The sequence below is a fragment of the Poseidonibacter lekithochrous genome, from assembly GCF_013283835.1.
GTDB lineage: Bacteria > Campylobacterota > Campylobacteria > Campylobacterales > Arcobacteraceae > Poseidonibacter > Poseidonibacter lekithochrous.
In genome coordinates, this window is record NZ_CP054052.1 from 243185 (window position 1) to 258960 (window position 15776).

General features: G+C 29.6%; 19 protein-coding genes. 10 read left to right on the forward strand and 9 right to left on the reverse strand.

From position 1 onward, the window contains the following. Window positions 1–15 precede the first annotated feature (15 nt). From ALEK_RS01170 to rpsT, 3 genes are read right to left on the reverse strand one after another with little or no spacing between them, the layout of a single operon-like run. Window positions 16–201 carry a DUF1653 domain-containing protein gene (locus ALEK_RS01170; protein WP_071626825.1) on the reverse strand — a complete coding sequence of 62 codons (186 nt, stop codon included), beginning with the start codon at window positions 199–201 and terminating at the stop codon, window positions 16–18. 32 nt (window positions 202–233) lie between these two features. Next, the gene (prfA, locus tag ALEK_RS01175; protein ID WP_071626760.1) at window positions 234–1301 is read right to left on the reverse strand and encodes a peptide chain release factor 1; all 1068 of its coding nucleotides are present in this window, start codon (window positions 1299–1301) and stop codon (window positions 234–236) included. A 24-nt stretch (window positions 1302–1325) separates the two neighbouring features. Then, entirely contained in the window at window positions 1326–1586 is a 261-nt protein-coding gene (gene rpsT, locus ALEK_RS01180; RefSeq protein WP_071626761.1) for a 30S ribosomal protein S20, read from the reverse strand. An 84-nt stretch (window positions 1587–1670) separates the two neighbouring features. Here rpsT and glmM point away from each other — a divergent pair, with 84 nt between their 5' ends. The 6 genes from glmM (at window position 1671) to ALEK_RS01210 (ending at window position 7211) form a co-directional block, all read left to right on the forward strand. After that, window positions 1671–3005 carry a phosphoglucosamine mutase gene (gene glmM / locus ALEK_RS01185; RefSeq protein WP_071626762.1) on the forward strand — a complete coding sequence of 445 codons (1335 nt, stop codon included), beginning with the start codon at window positions 1671–1673 and terminating at the stop codon, window positions 3003–3005. After that, window positions 3002–3466 carry a signal peptidase II gene (gene lspA, locus ALEK_RS01190; RefSeq protein ID WP_071626763.1) on the forward strand — a complete coding sequence of 155 codons (465 nt, stop codon included), beginning with the start codon at window positions 3002–3004 and terminating at the stop codon, window positions 3464–3466. Before glmM ends, lspA begins: the two co-directional genes overlap by 4 nt. A 76-nt stretch (window positions 3467–3542) precedes the next feature. Next, window positions 3543–4811, forward strand: a complete 1269-nt coding sequence (locus ALEK_RS01195) for a 3-isopropylmalate dehydratase large subunit (RefSeq protein WP_071626764.1) — start codon at window positions 3543–3545, stop codon at window positions 4809–4811. Window positions 4812–4813: 2 nt separating this feature from the next. Beyond that, a complete protein-coding gene (gene mobA / locus ALEK_RS01200; RefSeq protein WP_071626765.1) occupies window positions 4814–5404 on the forward strand; it encodes a molybdenum cofactor guanylyltransferase MobA in 591 nt (196 codons plus the stop codon). A gap of 105 nt (window positions 5405–5509) precedes the next feature. Further along, window positions 5510–6976 (forward strand): NAD(P)/FAD-dependent oxidoreductase, encoded by a 1467-nt coding sequence (locus tag ALEK_RS01205; protein ID WP_071626766.1) that lies wholly within the window; start codon window positions 5510–5512, stop codon window positions 6974–6976. A gap of 7 nt (window positions 6977–6983) precedes the next feature. Continuing rightward, entirely contained in the window at window positions 6984–7211 is a 228-nt protein-coding gene (locus tag ALEK_RS01210; protein ID WP_228289359.1) for a hypothetical protein, read from the forward strand. 72 nt (window positions 7212–7283) lie between these two features. Here the strand turns inward: ALEK_RS01210 and rplT are convergent, their stop codons facing one another. The 4 genes from rplT to thrS all read right to left on the reverse strand — a co-directional run bounded on the left by rplT (window position 7284) and on the right by thrS (window position 10438). Continuing rightward, window positions 7284–7640 carry a 50S ribosomal protein L20 gene (rplT, locus tag ALEK_RS01215; protein WP_071626767.1) on the reverse strand — a complete coding sequence of 119 codons (357 nt, stop codon included), beginning with the start codon at window positions 7638–7640 and terminating at the stop codon, window positions 7284–7286. Between the two features lie 107 nt (window positions 7641–7747). Continuing rightward, window positions 7748–7945: a 50S ribosomal protein L35 gene (gene rpmI, locus ALEK_RS01220; RefSeq protein WP_071626768.1), complete on the reverse strand. Its 198-nt coding sequence runs from the start codon at window positions 7943–7945 to the stop codon at window positions 7748–7750. Window positions 7946–8090: 145 nt separating this feature from the next. Beyond that, window positions 8091–8597 carry a translation initiation factor IF-3 gene (gene infC, locus ALEK_RS01225; protein ID WP_071626827.1) on the reverse strand — a complete coding sequence of 169 codons (507 nt, stop codon included), beginning with the start codon at window positions 8595–8597 and terminating at the stop codon, window positions 8091–8093. A 32-nt stretch (window positions 8598–8629) separates the two neighbouring features. Then, window positions 8630–10438, reverse strand: coding sequence for a threonine--tRNA ligase (thrS, locus tag ALEK_RS01230; protein ID WP_071626769.1), 1809 nt, complete (start codon window positions 10436–10438; stop codon window positions 8630–8632). 153 nt (window positions 10439–10591) lie between these two features. Here thrS and ALEK_RS01235 point away from each other — a divergent pair, with 153 nt between their 5' ends. Continuing rightward, entirely contained in the window at window positions 10592–11065 is a 474-nt protein-coding gene (locus tag ALEK_RS01235) for a hypothetical protein (RefSeq protein WP_228146284.1), read from the forward strand. 23 nt (window positions 11066–11088) lie between these two features. Here the strand turns inward: ALEK_RS01235 and ALEK_RS01240 are convergent, their stop codons facing one another. Further along, window positions 11089–12579: a DUF3373 family protein gene (locus ALEK_RS01240; protein ID WP_071626771.1), complete on the reverse strand. Its 1491-nt coding sequence runs from the start codon at window positions 12577–12579 to the stop codon at window positions 11089–11091. Between the two features lie 170 nt (window positions 12580–12749). Then, window positions 12750–13070 (reverse strand): cytochrome C, encoded by a 321-nt coding sequence (locus ALEK_RS01245; RefSeq protein ID WP_071626772.1) that lies wholly within the window; start codon window positions 13068–13070, stop codon window positions 12750–12752. A gap of 85 nt (window positions 13071–13155) precedes the next feature. Between ALEK_RS01245 and ALEK_RS01250 the strand changes: the two genes are divergently transcribed. From ALEK_RS01250 to ALEK_RS01260, 3 genes are all read left to right on the forward strand, one after another. After that, the gene (locus ALEK_RS01250; RefSeq protein ID WP_071626773.1) at window positions 13156–14484 is read left to right on the forward strand and encodes an NFACT RNA binding domain-containing protein; all 1329 of its coding nucleotides are present in this window, start codon (window positions 13156–13158) and stop codon (window positions 14482–14484) included. 152 nt (window positions 14485–14636) lie between these two features. Beyond that, window positions 14637–15182 carry a hypothetical protein gene (locus tag ALEK_RS01255; RefSeq protein WP_071626774.1) on the forward strand — a complete coding sequence of 182 codons (546 nt, stop codon included), beginning with the start codon at window positions 14637–14639 and terminating at the stop codon, window positions 15180–15182. 192 nt (window positions 15183–15374) lie between these two features. Then, entirely contained in the window at window positions 15375–15773 is a 399-nt protein-coding gene (locus ALEK_RS01260) for a hypothetical protein (RefSeq protein ID WP_071626775.1), read from the forward strand. Window positions 15774–15776: the final 3 nt, after the last annotated feature.

Below are 15776 nucleotides of genomic sequence, written 5' to 3' on the forward strand. Positions count from 1 at the left end.
AAAAATTAAAAAATATTAGTTAGAAATTAGAAATTTTTCTTGGAATTCTTTGTATTCTCTTACAAATAATTCTTCACAATCATCAGGTTTATAGATTACTGCTTTAACCCAAATATCATTTTCTTGGATTTTGCAAAAATTTATAGTGATGTATTTTTGTTTGTTTTTGTAGTGAGTGTAAGTTTTATTAAGTTCAAGCATATTTTGAGACATGTGTAATTAAAACAAATGGATTATAATCCATTTGCCTCAATTAGTTTTGCTTGATGATCAGCAATAAGAGGATCAATTACTTCATCAAATAGACCGTCATTCATGATAGCATCTAATCTGTATAAAGTTAGATTGATTCTGTGGTCACTGATTCTACCTTGTGGATAATTATAAGTTCTAATTCTTCCACTTCTATCACCAGTTCCAACTTGCTCTTTTCTATCAGCACCTTCTTTAGCCATTTTTTCTTGCATTTGAATGTCATAAAGTCTAGCTTTAAGAACTTTCATTGCTTTGTCTTTATTCTTGTGCTGCGATTTCTGGTCTTGATTTGTTACTACAAGTCCAGTAGGAATATGAGTGATTCTAACAGCCGAGTCTGTAGTATTTACAGATTGACCACCATTTCCACTGGCTCTCATAACATCAATTTTTAGATCATTAGGATCAATTTCAACTTCAACATCATCAACTTCAGGCATTACTGCTACTGTAATTGCTGATGTATGAACTCTACCTTGTGATTCAGTTGCAGGAACTCTTTGTACTCTGTGTGTACCACCCTCAAATTTAAGCTTTGAGAATACATGGTCACCTTTAACCAAAATTACAACTTCTTTGTAACCGCCTGACTCACTTTCGTTAGTGTTCATTATTTCAACTTTCCAGCTGTTGTTTTCGGCATACTTAAGATAAGCTCTAAATAAATCTCCAACAAAAATAGCAGCTTCATCGCCACCAGCACCAGCTCTTAACTCTAAGTAGATATTTTTATCATCATTAGGGTCTTTAGGAATCATTAAAAATTTAATTTCTTCCTCAAGTTCAGGTTTTCTTGTATCTAATTCTTTTAGTTCTTCTTTAGCAAGTTCCCCAAGTTCGTCATCATCTAGAAGCATTTTATTCTCTTCTATATCTTCTACAACTTGAATATACTCTTTTGCCTTATTAACAATTGGTTCAATACTTGACTGTTCTTTTGAAAGATCAGTCATTCTTTTAATATCACTCGTGATATCAGGTGAGATTAACAGATCATTAATCTCATTATACCTATTAATAAAGGGTTGTAATTTGTCTTGAATCATATTATTATCTATATTAGTAGATAACTATATAGCGTTAACTTTTGTTTGTAATCTAGATACTTTTCTAGCAGCATTACCTTTTTTAAGGATACCTTTAGATACACAATGGTGAATAGTTTTGTTTGCAGCAGTCATTGCAGATGTTGCAGCATCTTTGTCAGCAGCTTCAACAGCAGCTAATACAGCTTTGATTACGTTTTTGATTCTTGTTTTGTAAAATCTATTTCTTTCAGTTCTTACTACAGTTTGTCTTGCTCTTTTTTCAGCAGATTTGTGATTTGCCATGATTATTTAACCTCTTTGTAAAATTTTTAAGGGTAGAATGTTAGCCAAAATAACTTAAACTTAGTTTAATTTTAGGAAGATTTAATGAAGCTATTTGGAACTGATGGTGTAAGAGGTAAGGCTGGAGATTTTTTAGATGCAATGACTGTATTGAAATTAGCTATGGCTGCTGGGATATATTTTAGAAAACACTCAACTACTAAAAAGATTCTTGTAGGTAAAGATACAAGAAGAAGTGGTTATATGATTGAGAATGCTCTTGTAAGTGGTCTTACAGCTGTTGGTTATGATGTAATTCAAATAGGCCCTATGCCTACACCTGCAATTGCATATTTAACTGAATCAATGAGATGTGATGCTGGTATTATGATTTCTGCTTCTCATAATCCTTATGAAGACAATGGAATCAAATTTTTTGATAACCATGGTAATAAACTAGGTGTTAAATGTGAAAAGAAAATTGAAGAAATTTTTCATAATGATGAACTTTTAACAAGTGAACAATTAACTGGGAAACATATAGGTTCATCAAAAAGAATTGATGATGTTATTGGGAGATATATTGTTTCAATTAAAAGCTCATTCCCACGAGATTTAACATTAAGAGGTTTAAGAATTGTTCTTGATTGTGCAAATGGTGCTGCGTATAAAGTAGGTCCAACAATTTTAGAAGAACTTGGGGCTGATATTATTACAATAAATGATAAGCCTGATGGATTTAATATTAATGAAAATTGTGGAGCAATGCACCCTGAGAATGTAGGGAAGTTAGTTAAAGAATATAGAGCAGATATTGGTTTAGCACTTGATGGTGATGCTGATAGACTTGTTGTTATTGACGAAAAAGGTGAAGTAGTTGATGGTGATAAATTAATTGGTGCTTTATGTAAATATTTAAATGATGAAAACCTATTAAAAGGGCAAGCTTGTGTTGCTACAGTTATGTCTAATAAAGCTTTAGAAGATTATTTAAATGAAGATAACATTGCTTTACATAGATCAAATGTTGGTGATAAGTATGTTCTAGAAGTTATGCATAATGAAGATATTAACTTCGGTGGTGAACAAAGTGGACATATTATTTTCTCTGATGCTGCAAAAACAGGTGATGGATTAGCTTCTGCACTTCAAGTATTAGCATTAGTTTTAAAATCTGGTAAACCTGCAAGTGAAGTATTAAATGCTTTTGATTTATACCCTCAAATATTACATAATATGAAGGTTAATGAGAAAAAACCATTAGAAGAGATTGAAGGTTTAGATGCTTTAGTTAAATCATTAAGAGCTAGAGGATTAAGAGATCTAATTAGATACTCTGGAACTGAGAATAAAATCAGACTTTTACTTGAAGGTCAAGATAAAAAAGTTGTTGAAAAAGGCATGGAAGAGTTAGTAGAATTCTTCAAAAAAGCTCTATGAAAAAAAAATTTAATATAGCAATAATTTTAGTTGCTATTTTATTTATCATTGATCAAGCTGTAAAATATGGATTTGCACATTTCGATTGGAATGTGGAAGGTCCATATATGTCATTGCAATTGGCATACAATTACGGGGTTGCTTTTTCAATGTTCTCATTTTTAGCTGAGTATTTAAAATATATTCAGTTGGCTATTGTTTTAGGTACATCAATATACTTATTTAATAATAAAGATATATTCAGAGATTATTATATTCCTATTGCTTTATTATACGCAGGTGGTTTATCTAATATTTTAGATAGATTTACTTATGGGGGAGTTGTTGACTATTTTTACTGGCATTATGGTTTTGAATTTGCTATTTTTAACCTAGCTGATGTAATTATTGACACGGCTGTTGTAATAATAATTTATATGCAAATAAGACAATCTCGAAAAGAAAAAAAAGAAAATAAATAAAATCCCAATTTGGGAGCTTAACTTAAATTTAGATATAATCGCAAAAAATTATATAAAACTATAGGAAGAATATAATATGGGTCAAACGATAACAGAAAAGATTTTTAGTGAACACGTAGGTAAAGAAGTTTACGCAGGTGAGATTGTAAGAAGTCCAATTGATATGGTAATTGGTAATGATATTACAACTCCGATTTCTATTAGAGCATTCGAAGAGGGTGGGTATACAGAATTAGCAAATCCAGAAGGTTTTGCAATTGTACTTGATCACTTCATTCCAGCTAAAGATATTGCATCTGCAAATCAAGCTAAAATCTCTAGAGATTTTGCAATGAAACATGATTTAAAATACTTCTTTGATGAAAAAGATATGGGTATTGAACATGCATTATTACCAGAGAAAGGTTTAGTTTTACCTGGTGATGTTATTATTGGTGCAGATTCACATACATGTACTCACGGTGCTTTAGGTGCCTTCTCAACGGGTATGGGTTCTACTGATATTTCATTTGGTATGATTACTGGTGGAAACTGGTTTAAAATTCCTGAATCAATTAAAGTTGTATTCAAAGGTAAACCAGGTGAGCACGTAACTGGAAAAGATTTAATTCTAGAAATTATTAGAATTTTAGGTGTTGATGGAGCTTTATATAAAGCTTTAGAATTCACTGGTGATACTATTCAGTACTTATCTATGGATGATAGATTCTCTTTATGTAATATGGCAATTGAAGCAGGTGCTAAAAATGGTATTGTTGCTTACGATGAAATTACAAAAGAGTTTTTAGATACAAGAGATTCTTTAAGAGCTGAACCAAAAATTCATTATTCAGATGAAGATGCTGATTACTGTCAAGTAATTGAAATTGATGTTGAAGCTTTAGATCCTGTTATTGCTTATCCATTCTTACCATCTAATGGACACTCTGTAAACCAAGCTGTTGCAGATGAAATTAGAGTTGACCAAGTATTTATTGGTTCTTGTACTAATGGTAGATTATCTGACTTTAAAGTTGCTGCTGAAATTTTAAATGGACAAAAAGTTGCAAGACATGTAAGACTTATCTTAACTCCAGGAACTCAAAAGATTCTTAGAGATGCAACTAAATTAGGTTATATTGACACATTAGTAGATGCTGGTGCTGTTGTATCTAATCCTACTTGTGGTGCGTGTTTAGGTGGATATATGGGAATCCTTGGAGATAATGAAGTATGTATCTCTACTACTAATAGAAACTTTGTTGGTAGAATGGGATCTAGATCTTCAAAAATCTATTTAGCTAATAGTGCAGTTGCTGCTGCATCTGCAATCTCTGGATACATTACTGATCCTAGAGGTTTATAATTATGCCAACTACATTTAATATACCTTGTGTAATTTTATGTGGTGGTAGAAGTTCAAGAATGGGGGAAGATAAATCTCTTCTTCCCTTTGATCACTCAAACTCTCTAACTCAATATCAATACGATAGATTAAAACCTTATTTCAAAGAACTATATATATCTTCAAAGATAAACAAATTTGATTTCTTAGAAGATGAATCATCACTAATTTTAGATGAAGGTGAAGTTTTTTCTCCTTTAGTTGCTTTAGATACAATAATTAAAAAATTCGAAAATCAAAAAATATTTATAATAACTGTTGATACACCTTTAGTTAGTATTGATACTATAAATAAAATTATCAATTCTTCTAATGATTATGATATTACAGTAGCACAAACAGAAAGAATTCATAATTTATGTGGAGTATTTTCATCAAGTATAAGAAATTCTATTACTAAAATGTTGTCAGATGATATACATAAAGTTGGATATTTATTAAAACAAAATAATACAAATGTAATAAATTTGCCTGAAAATGGGGAGTTTATTAACCTAAATGATAAAGATGAATATAACAAGGCTTTAGAAATTATAAGTTTATCTAATAACTAATATTACATAATAACCAGAGCTTATAAGTCTTACTTTATTTGTTTTTTGCTATTCTTGCGCTATATACATAAATAAGTAAAATTAATAATTGTAAAAGGAAGATAGATGTCAAAAACAGAATTAGACAAAGCATTAGGTTTAGTTGATCAAGAGATCAAGAAATCTGGTATTTCAAGAAGAGATGCTTTTAAACTTGCTGGTTTAGGTTCAGCTACATTTTTAATGGGTGATACCCAAGCTCAAGCTGCAACTACCGCAAATGCTAGTGAAGCAAAGGGTAAAATCTTAATTATTGGTGGAGGTTTAGCTGGAATCTCTACTGCTGCAAGACTTTCAAATACATTAAGTAATCCAGACATTACAATAATTGAACCAAATCCAAAATCTGTATCTTATCAACCTGGTAATACTTTAATTGGTGCAGGAATATATGAAAAATCTGACGTGATGTATGATACTAAAGATTATGTACCAAGTGGAACTAAACTTATTAAAGATAAAGCTGTTGAGTTTAACCCTAAGAATAATAGTGTAACTTTAGAATCAGGAAAAGAAATAACTTATGATTTTTTAATTGTTGCGGCGGGATTAAAACTGGACTTCGGAAGAATCAAAGGATTAGAATCAGTAGGAGAAGCATACAGTTTAGGTGAAGCAAAAAAGATTACTGATACTTTTGGTGATTCTGGGGTTTGTTCTATTTATAATACAGATTCAGCAGTTGCAACATGGTCAGCTATGCAAAAGTTTATAGAACAAGCAAAAAGTGGTCAAAAAGTAAAAGGTATTTTTACTCATCCAAATACATCTATTAAATGTGGTGGAGCACCTAAGAAGATTATGTATCTTGCAAATTCTAGATTAGAAGAAGCAGGTGTTAGACATAATGCTGAATTAACATTCTATCCTAATGGTGGAAAAATGTTTGGTGTTCCTGAATATCATGATGCAATTGTAAAACAGTTTGAACAAAGAGAAATGAAATGGAATTATAATCATAATCTTACTGGTGTTGATTTAGAAAAAAAGATTGCAACTTTTGATAAACATTGGGAAGAAAAAGGTGAGTATGATGAGGATATTGAAGAGTATGATATTGTAAAAAAACATTTAGATGTTGAAGTATCATTTGATTTCATGCATATAACTCCTCCAATGAAAGCTCCCGATGAAATTGGAAATTCTCCTATTGGTTCAAGAAAAGGTTGGATTCCAGTTGATAAAGAAACTTTACAACATGTTAAATTTGATAATATCTTCGCCATTGGAGACATTGCTGCGGTTCCTATGGGAAAAACAGGTGGAAGTGTTAGAAAACAATATAAAGTCCTTGTAGATAACTTAGTGGCTGCGATGGAGGGTAAAGAGTTAAAAGCGAAATATGCTGGATATACTGTTTGTCCATTAATTACTGATATTGGTAAAGTTATGTTAGCAGAGTTTAATTGGACTAAGAAACCAACACCATCTTTTCCATTAGATCCAACACAAGAGAGATACATTTGGTGGTTAATGAAAGTTTATTTATTAAAACCAATGACAATGCATGGAATGTTATCAGGTAAAGCGTAATTCTAAGATGTTTTATAAAGTGAAAAAAGAGTTTATTGTATTTATAGGTACTTTTATAATATTATCACTTTTAATGCATTTTGCTGAGTTTTTATCTTTTCCATTAACTCATATAAATAATTTAGGAACTTCTGGAGCTTATGGCTTTGGAAGTTTTCATCCACTTATTTTTACATTATTAATTTATATTGTGATTTTTATTCCTAGATTCATTTATCGATCTATTTTTAAATAAAGAGAAGTTTATAGGCATAAAAAAAGGTTCAAAGTAAAACTTTGAACCTTTTTTATATTTGTTGCAAATTTATTAGTTTAATGCTTCTTTAGCTTTTCCAACTAATGATACAAATGCATCATAATCATTCATAGCCATATCAGCTAAGATTTTTCTATCTAATTCAATTCCTGATAATTTCATACCGTTCATGAATCTAGAATAGTTGATATCATTTAATCTACAAGCTGCATTGATTCTTACAATCCAAAGCTTTCTAATATCTCTTTTCTTTTGTCTTCTATCTCTGTAAGCATATACCATTGAGTGTTCTAATTGCTCTTTGGCCTTTCTAAAGTGCTTACTTCTACCACTAAAAAATCCTCTAGCGGCTTTTAAAACTTTCTTATGTCTTCTTCTTCTAACTACACCAGTTTTAACTCTAGGCATATCTTTCCTTTCTTTACCATATATGTATAATAAGGTGTCAACATATTGTTGAACTTGACCACTTCTATATTAAGTGGAGGGACTATAAATTATTTATAAAAAAATAATTATGCTTTGTTTAACATTCTTTTAACTCTTGTAGCGTCTACTGCTGCAACAGTTTTTGGACCTCTAAGGTTTCTTTTTCTCTTCTGTGTCATTTTAGTTAAGATGTGGCTTCTGTAAGCTGATCCTCTTTTGATAGAACCATTTTTCTTCACTTTAAATCTCTTTAAAGCACCACTATTAGTCTTCATCTTTGGCATTGGAAGAATCCTCCTATAAAATTTGCATTTTCAATTTAATGAAAAAGTTCGTGATTTTACTTAAAAATTACTTAAAATATGTTTAAGGGGAATTGTTTCTTGAGAGCAGAAGAGAAAAATTCTCTTCTGAAAGTACTAATATAAATTAGTTTTTGTGATGTTCGTTTTTAGGAACAACGTACATATTTACGTATCTTCCTTCTAACTTAGGTTGTTTATCCATTACACCGATTTCTTCGATCATTGGCCAAACTCTTTTAAGAACTTCTACACCAGCTTCTGGGTGAGCCATTTCTCTACCTTTTAAGAAAACTCTGAATTTTACGTGTTTTCCAGCTTCTAAGAATTCAATTGCATGTTTAACTTTGTAGTTAACATCATTTTCAGCAATTTTAACAGAAAGTTTAATCTCTTTAACTTCGATAACTTTTTGTTTTTTCTTAGCTTCTTTTTTCTTTTTTTCTTGTTGGTATTTGAATTTACCATAATCCATGATTTTTGCAACTGGTGGTTTACCATCTGGCGCGATTAAAACTAAATCTAATCCTAAATCATCTGCAGTTGATTGTGCTTCTCTTGTTGAAATGATACCGTAGTTAGTACCATCATCTCCCATACATCTTACTTCTTTAGCTGTAATCATGTCATTCATGATTGCTTCTGGTTTTTTTGGTCCTCTAGTACTCAAATTCTGCTCCCTGTGTTAATTTGATTCAGCATAGTGAAAAATTCAGCTCTGCTCATATTTGATTGTTCTCTTTTTCTTCTATCTCTTAATGCAATTGTTTGATTCGCAACTTCTTCATCACCAACAACAACAATCATTGGTACTCTTTGTTTTTCAGCCATTCTAATTCTTTTGTTTAGTGACTCATTCATATCAAAGATTTTTGAATCCATTTCATTATAAGTTAACTCTTTTTGTAAGTCTTTTGCATACTCAACATGAGTATCAGCAATTGGTACAAAGATTACTTGAGTTGGTGCAATAACAAATGGGAATTCCCCTGCGCAGTGCTCAGTTAAAATACCGATGAATCTCTCAAATGATCCTAAGATTGCTCTGTGAATCATTACTGGTTGCTCTTTAGCACCCTCAGCATTGATATATTCAACTTCAAATCTCTCTGGTAAGTTCATATCTACTTGAACAGTACCACATTGCCATTTTCTTCCAATAGCATCAAGGATTTTGATATCGATTTTAGGACCGTAGAATGCTCCACCACCTTCATCAATTCCATATGGTAAGTTCTCTGAATCTAAGGCATCCATGATACCTTTTGTAGTCATTTCCCAGAATTTGTCATCACCGATTGCTTTTTTAGGTTTAGTAGAAACTTCCATTTCATATTTGAAATCGAATTGTTTCATTAATGAATCAACAAACTCTAATACATCAATAATTACATCTTTTACTTGATCTTGAGTACAGAAAATATGTGCATCATCTTGAGTAAATTCTCTTACTCTAAATAATCCGTGCATTGCTCCTGACATTTCATGTCTGTGAACTACACCATATTCAAATAACTTCTTAGGTAAGTCTTTATATGAAACTAAATCATTTTTAAAGATTTGAATGTGACCAACACAGTTCATAGGTTTGATCCCATATTCTTGCTCGTCAATTTCTGTAAAGTACATATTCTCTTTATAGTTTTGGTAGTGACCAGAAATTTTCCACATGTCAGATTTTAACATCTCTGGACCTCTTACTGGCTCATAACCTCTAACTCTATGTGCTTTATATAAAAGATGTTCTAATTTAGATCTTAATCTAGAACCATTTGGTAACCATAATGGTAAACCAGCACCCACATCTTCATTAAATGTGAATAGTTCTAATTCAGTTCCTAATTTTCTATGATCTCTTTTTTTAGCTTCTTGTAACATTCTAACGTAATCGTTAAGTTCGTTTTTATCAAAGAAAGCAATACCATAGATTCTAGTAATCATTTCATTTTCTTCATCACCACCAAGATAAGCTCCCGCTACTCTTATTAGTTTAAATGCTCTAATCATACCAGTTGTTGGTAAGTGAGGACCTCTACATAAGTCTTCGAAATCACCTTGCTTATACATAGTTAATGTATCATCAGTAATTCTTGATAAAACAGCTTGTTTTAATTCATCATCAGCAAATTTTGTAAGAATTTCATCTCTAGTAGTTTCATATCTTTCGATTTTAAGCTTTCTGTTTGCAATCTCTTTCATTTTCTTTTCAATTGCAGGTAAGTCTTCATCTGATATTTTTGCGTCTACTTTAAAATCATAGTAAAAACCTTCGGTTACTACAGGTCCTACAAAAAATTTAGCATCAGGATAAAGCTCTTTAATGGCTTGTGCCATCATGTGAGCACATGAATGTCTTAGAATTTCTAAGGACTCAGCAGAGTTGTCAGCTTTAATAACATCACCTTGGATGTTTAAAGCTTCAGCAGTTTGAAGGTCGTATATTTGACCATCATTTAATACACCAATTGGTTCCAATAATTTCCTTTTTTCTTAATATGTATTATTAAATTTAGCTTATTTTATCGCAAAGAGACTTAAACTAAATCAGATATGACATAATTTAATAAAATTTTGTTACAATAATGTATGATTTTAAACCTATCAAAGATAAAAACGGAAAGCTTATTATTGTTTTGTAAAGATCTAATTTATTCATATAAGGATAAAGAAGATATCCAAATTTACAATGTAGATAAAGAAGTGATGAGTAAGTTTAACTCTATTAGTGATGATATGTTAAAACAGATTACTAATGTAACTTTTCCTAATGAATACTATTTACAGAATAGAAAACACTATCGAATTAAAGCTGTTTTAGACTCTTATAATTTTATAAATAAAGAGATATCAAAAGAGTTAGAAGTCTTAAAATCATTTAACCCTTCTATGTTATATTTTTCATTATTAGCTTTATGGTTTAAAGAACTAAATAAAGAATCAAAATCTAAAGAGTATATTTATTTTACAATTTATCCATATTCACATGTATATGATGAGTTTTTAGTAGGTATTAAAAATGAAGATTTTAAACAATTAAATATTTCAATGATAGAACTTGCGGAGAGAATTATCTATAAATTAGATAAGTATTCTTTTAAATAAAAAGAGGATTTAACCCCTTCTTATTAAAATTTATATCTCATATATGCTTTTACATCTTGTGCTTCACTAACCGCATTAGTAGCTTGAGCTGAGCTTGTACTACTTGGATTTCCAAAGTCTCCAAAGAATCCATTACTTCCTGTATAATCATAATCTATATATAAATAAGACATAGTGAAACTTAAAGCTTTTGTTAATTGTTGATGTCTATATACTTCCCATGCTTGACCACGTGCAGCAATTTTTGAACCGGCCATTGTATCTTCACCATAAGTCATTGGTCTCCAATATTTACTACCTTTATTCCATTCAAATCCAATTTTTGAATTATCAGGATCTATTGGACATGGAGCATTTACTCCTAACCAAAAAGAGTGTCCAGTTTCAGAAGATGTAGAACCTAACATAGCTTTTCCAGCATCTGGAGAAGTTTTACTTTGTGCATAAGAAGCAAAGAATAAAGTATTATCTAAATAATCACTAATTCCATCTCCAATTCCATCAACTTTAAACATTGTAGTAAAGTACTGAATATCTCCAAAGTCTTCAAAATTACCAGTATCAGCAGTTCCATCTTGGTTAGCATCAGCTAATCCTATAAGGTTCCATGATTTTGCATAGTTCATATGTACTGAGTATTGCCCATCATCATAAGGTACTGCGATTAAACCTGCCATGTCAATATTTTGAGTTGCATCATCTTTTGTATAATCTTGACCATCTGAAGAGAATCTGAGTTTTGTATTTGTAAGACCTCTACCTGCACAGAATTTAATCCAAGCTCCATCTAATCCTGTTACTTCTGATAATTCAAATTTACTACTTGCCCCATCAAATTCAACATTAACTGTATGTGAAAGTGCAGATTTTCTATTTTGATTTGCTCTGAAGTTAATTCCTAATCCATCAGTTGAAGGACGTCTCCCAACACTTGCAGTCCAAGGAACATCAGTACCTAAGAAAGTGTCATTTTTATATAGCCAATAAGCTTCTTTTAGTTTGATTTCATTGTCATTTGTAGCAGATTCATTTGTAACCCAATCAAAGTTAGAATTATTAGTTGTTTTAGATTGATTATCTCCATATACTTTATTGTAAGATAGAGTTCCATAGAAAATAGAGTTTTCATCAGCTTGATATTTCATCCCAAGCCAAAGTCTATTTGTCATTAAAGCTTCATTTTTAAGTTTTTTCCCATTACCTAATTTGTATTGTAAATTATCAATTTGAGTTCTGAAGTCTACATTCCATTTTAGGTTATCCCCGGCACTTTGGGCTTTTGCAATATTTGCTTTTTTAGAAACTTTTTTAAGTTTTTTTTCTATTTTAACAATTCTTTTCTCATCTATAGTAGTTTTTTGAACTTTTTGTTGAGCTTTCATTTGTTCTTCTAAAGCTTCGATTTTTGCTTTAAGAGCTTGAATTTGTTCAAACATTTGAGTATTAAGATCATTTGCAAAAGATGCTGTTGATAATGCTGCAATTGCTGAAAGAGTAATTATACTTTTTTTCATACAATTTCCTTATAATTAAATTTTGTATAATTATAAGATTAAATTATTTAACTATTGATTAATTATAGATAAGTATAAGTTATAATACTTATTATGTGTAAGATAAAAATAAATTATGTATATAAAAAAAGCCATCTTATAAAAGATGGCTTCAATGAATTAAATGTTGATTAACAAGAAGGTACATTTCCTGAGTCATTTGCATATTCATAAGAGAAGTCGTAGATGTGGTTAATCCACTTGTCTTTGATTTTATTCTCATTTATATCTGGACAAATTTTCATTAATTCTTCTTTGAAGTTTCCATTTTCTTGAATGCTTTCCCATTCATCTTGAGTATGTTGTGCTGCAAACTTTGCGCCATTCATTCCACAAGATTTTTTGAACTTTTTAATGAATAGTTTTTGACCTTTTACAGGGTCAGCAAAAGCTGTAGTTGAAGCCACACTAATTAAAAGAGTACCTGCCATTGCAATCTTTAATAATTTCATTTTATCTCCTAATGATAAGTTTGGTATAATAATATCTAATATTTATGTAAAAAAATCTTAGAAATATTAATAAAGCGAATAACACATGAAACATTTTTTGTTAAAACAAGTAGTATCTTTTTTGGCTGCAAATGCCCAAAATATAAGGCTTTGTAAGCGTATAGATAACAATATAATTATAATAGAATTTAATAATAGAAATATTCTATATTTTGATATGTCAAAAGGAAATAGTTCTATTTTTAAGTGCGAAAAAATACTAAAAACTAAAAAAGATTTTAATGCACCCTTTGATGTTGTACTTCAAAAGAGGTTTAATAACTCAAAAGTTGAAGAAGTTTCTTTGTATAACGATGACAAAATTATCAATATAAAAGTTCATTCAAGTTCATCATATAAAAAGCAAATTACAACATTACAATTAGAGTTTACAGGTAAACATACAAACATAATAATTTTAGATGAAAATAGAGTTATTTTAGAAGCCTTAAGACATATTGATGAATTTTCATCAAGTAGGGTAGTAAAGGTAGGAATTAGTTTAGATGAAATACCTAAACAAGATTTTATTCCTAAAGTAGATGCTGTTGAAAATATAGATGAATATCTTTTTGAAGTATATAAACAAAAAGAAGAAAAAAACCTTGAGAATTTGAAAAAACAAAAAATTCAACAAATTCAGAAAAAAGCAAAGAAATTAGAAAAAACAATTTCATCTTTACCTAAAAAAGAAGAATTAGAAGAGTTATCAGCTCAAACTTATGAAAAAGCAAACCTAATTTTAGGGCATATTCATAATATAAAACCTTATCAGGATTTTTTAGTAACTTATGATTATTCAGGAAATGAAGTAAAAATTGATTTAGAAAAAACAGCTTCAGCTTCACGATATTCAAATGATTTATTTAAAAAAGCAAAAAGAGCAAAACAAAAAGCAGAAAATATTTCTTTAGAAAAAGATAATCTAGATGAAAAATATGCTTTCTTAATTAGAATGATTCAAAATCTAACAAATGCAATTACAATTGAAGAGTGTGAATTCTTATTCCCTAAAAAAGAGAGAAATCAAGCAAAAGTTAAAAAAGCACAACCATATGAATCTTTTTTCTTTGAAGGATATAAGATAATGTTAGGAACTAGCGAGAGAGAAAATATATTTTTATTAAAGAACTCAAAAGCAAGTGATTTTTGGTTCCATTTAAAAGATAGAACATCAGCCCACGTAATAGTACAGAATAATAAAAAAACTTTACCTGATTCTGTGATAGAGCAAGCATCCATGTTATGTGCTAAATTCTCAATGGATTATGCTGGAACTTACGAAGTTGATTATACTCAAAGAAGAAACGTGAATATTCAATCTGGTTCTAATGTTTTATATAACCCTTATACGACAATTGTAGTAAAAGTTTAAAAAAGTATTACTTTAATTATTAATCATTAAAACTAAATACAAAAATATTGAAATAAGTGAGTTTTTATCAATTTGAAGATAATATTTTATTGTTATTAAAAAATAATTTTATGTAATCTTTTTAGTAACAATAATTATAATTAGGATGAAAAATGTATAAACATTTACTTACTTTACTTGGGAGTCTTGCAATTATGACTCTACTTACAGGATGTGGTCAACCAGATAGACCTGCTTTAGTTCCTGTTGATGATTTAACTAACAAAACTGTTGTTATTAAGCCTGTTATTCCATATGGAAAAGATTCGATTATTCAAGCATCAATTAGAAAAGAGTGTATGATTCAATCTCAATTAGCTGAATTTGTAAAAGAATATTCTGTAAAAGAAGATGTGAATGTTGTTCTTGATACTAAGGCAAATAAAAATAGTGAGTATTTTTTAGATTTAGAAATTGTAGGTGCGGTTAGTAAGGGTAATGCTTTTTTAGGACATAATAAAAGTACTAGAGTAAAAGGTGTGTTATATAAAGAAGGAAATAAAATTGCTTCATTTAGTGGATTTAGACATTCAAGTGGCGGATTTGGTGCAGGATTTAAAGGTTCTTGTTCTGTATTAGGAAGAACAGTTGATGCACTTGGTGAAGATATTTCAGTTTGGTTAAAAAAACCAACTATGAATGATTATATAGGGCAGTAATATTTTTAAATTATATTTGAATAATTAAAATTTGTAAAAATATATATTTTACATACAAATTATACTAAAAGTAATAAATAATTAAGTAAAATATTGATTATTTACATATAAAGAAAAAAAAGAAAATTTAATTTTAAAGATATATAATTTCTTTTTAGTTATTATTATTTAATTATAACTCTTGGAGGAAACATGAATAAATTTGTTAAGTACGGTGTAGCAGCACTATTAGGACTATTTGTATTAACTGGTTGTACTACATTAGCTATTCAAAATGTAGAAAAAGCACCTGTTATTAGTGAAAAGAAGCTATCAGCAACACAAGTAAAAAATATCATTAAAAAATCAGGTGAAAAAATTGGATGGAGATTCAAAGAAATTGCTCCTGGTAAAATGATGGGTATTATTAATGTTAGAAATAAACATACTGCAGCTATAGATATTAAATATGATAAAAACTCATATTCTATTAACTATAAGAAAAGTACTAATTTAAAATATAATGCGGAAAATCAAACAATTCATAAAGCATACAATAGTTGGATTACTAACTTAAAAAATGCAATTGATTTTGAATTATCATTAATCTAAAAA

Coding starts and splice junctions, on each gene's coding strand:
- ALEK_RS01170 (WP_071626825.1), bottom strand. CDS start 201: ATGCTTGAACTTAATAAAACTTACACTCACTACAAAAACAAACAAAAA.
- prfA (WP_071626760.1), bottom strand. CDS start 1,301: ATGATTCAAGACAAATTACAACCCTTTATTAATAGGTATAATGAGATT.
- rpsT (WP_071626761.1), bottom strand. CDS start 1,586: ATGGCAAATCACAAATCTGCTGAAAAAAGAGCAAGACAAACTGTAGTA.
- glmM (WP_071626762.1), top strand. CDS start 1,671: ATGAAGCTATTTGGAACTGATGGTGTAAGAGGTAAGGCTGGAGATTTT.
- lspA (WP_071626763.1), top strand. CDS start 3,002: ATGAAAAAAAAATTTAATATAGCAATAATTTTAGTTGCTATTTTATTT.
- ALEK_RS01195 (WP_071626764.1), top strand. CDS start 3,543: ATGGGTCAAACGATAACAGAAAAGATTTTTAGTGAACACGTAGGTAAA.
- mobA (WP_071626765.1), top strand. CDS start 4,814: ATGCCAACTACATTTAATATACCTTGTGTAATTTTATGTGGTGGTAGA.
- ALEK_RS01205 (WP_071626766.1), top strand. CDS start 5,510: ATGTCAAAAACAGAATTAGACAAAGCATTAGGTTTAGTTGATCAAGAG.
- ALEK_RS01210 (WP_228289359.1), top strand. CDS start 6,984: ATGTTTTATAAAGTGAAAAAAGAGTTTATTGTATTTATAGGTACTTTT.
- rplT (WP_071626767.1), bottom strand. CDS start 7,640: ATGCCTAGAGTTAAAACTGGTGTAGTTAGAAGAAGAAGACATAAGAAA.
- rpmI (WP_071626768.1), bottom strand. CDS start 7,945: ATGCCAAAGATGAAGACTAATAGTGGTGCTTTAAAGAGATTTAAAGTG.
- infC (WP_071626827.1), bottom strand. CDS start 8,597: ATGAATGACATGATTACAGCTAAAGAAGTAAGATGTATGGGAGATGAT.
- ALEK_RS01240 (WP_071626771.1), bottom strand. CDS start 12,579: ATGAAAAAAAGTATAATTACTCTTTCAGCAATTGCAGCATTATCAACA.
- ALEK_RS01245 (WP_071626772.1), bottom strand. CDS start 13,070: ATGAAATTATTAAAGATTGCAATGGCAGGTACTCTTTTAATTAGTGTG.
- ALEK_RS01250 (WP_071626773.1), top strand. CDS start 13,156: ATGAAACATTTTTTGTTAAAACAAGTAGTATCTTTTTTGGCTGCAAAT.
- ALEK_RS01255 (WP_071626774.1), top strand. CDS start 14,637: ATGTATAAACATTTACTTACTTTACTTGGGAGTCTTGCAATTATGACT.
- ALEK_RS01260 (WP_071626775.1), top strand. CDS start 15,375: ATGAATAAATTTGTTAAGTACGGTGTAGCAGCACTATTAGGACTATTT.